Origin of the sequence: Neisseria sp. HMSC068C04, assembly GCF_001810105.1 — a bacterium.
Classification (GTDB): Bacteria; Pseudomonadota; Gammaproteobacteria; order Burkholderiales; family Neisseriaceae; genus Neisseria; species Neisseria flavescens_B.
On record NZ_KV799969.1, the window covers coordinates 1 to 2,258 of the forward strand.

General features: G+C 42.8%; 3 protein-coding genes. All 3 read right to left on the bottom strand.

From position 1 onward, the window contains the following. Positions 1-77: 77 nt before the first annotated feature. A complete protein-coding gene (locus HMPREF2700_RS07735; RefSeq protein ID WP_070591365.1) occupies positions 78-1,262 on the bottom strand; it encodes a zonular occludens toxin family protein in 1,185 nt (394 codons plus the stop codon). Positions 1,263-1,274: 12 nt separating this feature from the next. Then, positions 1,275-1,553 carry a DUF2523 domain-containing protein gene (locus tag HMPREF2700_RS07740; RefSeq protein ID WP_070591367.1) on the bottom strand — a complete coding sequence of 93 codons (279 nt, stop codon included), beginning with the start codon at positions 1,551-1,553 and terminating at the stop codon, positions 1,275-1,277. Positions 1,554-1,555: 2 nt separating this feature from the next. Further along, the coding region (locus HMPREF2700_RS11465; protein ID WP_283129696.1) for an IgG-binding virulence factor TspB family protein at positions 1,556-2,258 on the bottom strand (703 nt) is incomplete at its 5' end.

The following is a 2,258-nucleotide window of genomic DNA, read 5'->3' on the forward strand; positions in this document are numbered from 1 at the left end:
TACAAATCTTTCTGGACGTCCTCCCCCTGACTTGATTAATGGTTGTTTTATTGGTTTAGGTTCAATTCTGATCGGATTCATGAACCTGTTTTAGCACCATTTTGTGCGCCTATTTCGTTTCCTTTTTCGACATAACCGTCATACATTAAATTCTGTTGACTTTTACCGCCCATAGATAAAACTTGTGGCCTTTCTATTTCTTGTTCGGTTTCTTTAACTTCTGCTGTTTCGGTCTTTTTGGCTTTATAAGGATTGAACGGCAAGCCATCTTTGATATAGCTTAAACAGGTTTTTTTGCTGATTTCCGCAATCTTAGAGCCTTGTTCTGTATAGCAATTACAGCCATTATCGCTTTTTACGCAAGCAGAAGGCCAGGGCATGGCGGTTATTGATTTGTTCACGCCATCATATATTGGCGCGGTTTCAGGTCTATCTTCAATTCTCGGCTTGTAGTCATCTTCTGATAGATGTGGCTTCGGCGGTTCAGGAACAGCCATTTGTGACGTGTATTGCCCTTCTGCGTTGGTGCCGTTTGCTGTTGGAACAGCAACCGCCCCCACCGCTTCAGGGCTTGAGGCTTGCGCCTCAATTTTGGGCTTTTCCTGTTCTGCCTTCATCGTGTCTATCCGATTGTTCCAGCTTGAATAGATATACCAACCTGCGGTAATTAAGAGGGCAAGCACGGCAGGGAAGATATATACAACTCGGCTTAACTTGGTTTTGATTTTGGTGTGTTCTTCGGCTGATTTATATACACCGAAGGCTTTTTTATCTAACGTATAAACGCTTTTTACAGCAGATGATACATCTCTTGATGATGTCGGGTCTGCGCACCTTTCCCATTCCAACATACGGCGAACGCCTAGATTTGTTTTGCCGATATGGCAATGATGGCCTACCAATGCGCGGACATTACTGTCAATCAGCCTAGGATGTTGGGTCAACAAGAAAATATCAATACCTTTATGTCGGTGGGTTTCTAGTTCTGCCACAAAATCGGGTACTTTTGAACCGCTTGGACGTGGCCTAAATACTCGCTGGCATTCGTCAATCACAAGAATCGCGCCGGTGGGTGCCCATTTGTGCCACGTCTGCATTGTTTCGCCTTCTGGAATAGGCAAATTTGGAATAATTTTTTCATCTACTTCAGGAATGCCGTCAAGATATAAAGGACGGTTTTTTAAATCTTGACGTGTCATCAAGTCTGAAATCATTTTTAGGGTTTTGCCAGAGCCGGGAACACCTGTGATTAAATAAAGCATACGTTACCCTTTTTATTTTTTACTGATAGAAGCTGACAGTTTAGAAAGACTTTTAAGCGATACAACAAAGGCGAATGTGCCGAAAATCCAGTTCAGACAAACGCCAATTCCTGCGATATAAGCTAAGTTCATGGCATCTGATGGAATACCGCCTATTTGCGTTTGAACGTGCGACAACAGAAAACCTTGAATTTCATTTAGCCCTACATAGCTGACAAATGAAAGGCCAAGTGCGGTTATAATTTTTCCTGCAACGGTCATTAAAACGCTTGTGATTAATTTGCCCCACATGATTAAAGCTCCTTGACTGCGTTAAAAGCAAAGAATCCGCACATTATGATCGTGCCTAGAATTAATATAGGGCGAAGCAATCGTGCAATATTGCAGAAATAGTCATAAGGAATTTCAAATGTACCTAATACGCCTAGAGTAAATGTAGGATTAGCAGGACATGTGCCGTTAGTGCTGAATATATCTAGCGGTTTTAATTCTAGGTTGATTGCTTTTTCAGGTATTTCTAAATCTTTGTAGTCCGTATCTCCTAAATCTTTACATGCAGAAGCTTCGGGGTGTTTTTCGCAAAGGTCTTGGGCGTCCTTACCATCTTTACCGTCCCTACCGTCCTGTCCATCTTTGCCGTCTTTTCCATCAGGCTTATCATCGGGTTTATCGTCTGGTCTGTCATCAGGTCTATCATCAGGCTTTCCATCAGGATTTCCATCAGGATTTCCGTCAGGATTTCCATCAGGTTTACCGTCGGGTTTTCCATCGGGCTTACCGTCAGGATTACCGTTAGGATTTCCATCAGGACTACCGCCAGTATTGCCAGTCGGTGCAGGGCTATTATTAGTCTGTACAGAGGCTTCACTACTTCCGCCATTAGAAGGGTTTGTGAAAGTAACTGTATAAGTCTTTTTGCCTTCGGGCGTTTCTACTGGGCCGATTGTAACGACTGTTCCGGAAGGAACTTTGATATTTTCTTTATATTCAGGTTTA

Coding starts and splice junctions, on each gene's coding strand:
- HMPREF2700_RS07740 (WP_070591367.1), bottom strand. CDS start 1,553: ATGTGGGGCAAATTAATCACAAGCGTTTTAATGACCGTTGCAGGAAAA.
- HMPREF2700_RS07735 (WP_070591365.1), bottom strand. CDS start 1,262: ATGCTTTATTTAATCACAGGTGTTCCCGGCTCTGGCAAAACCCTAAAA.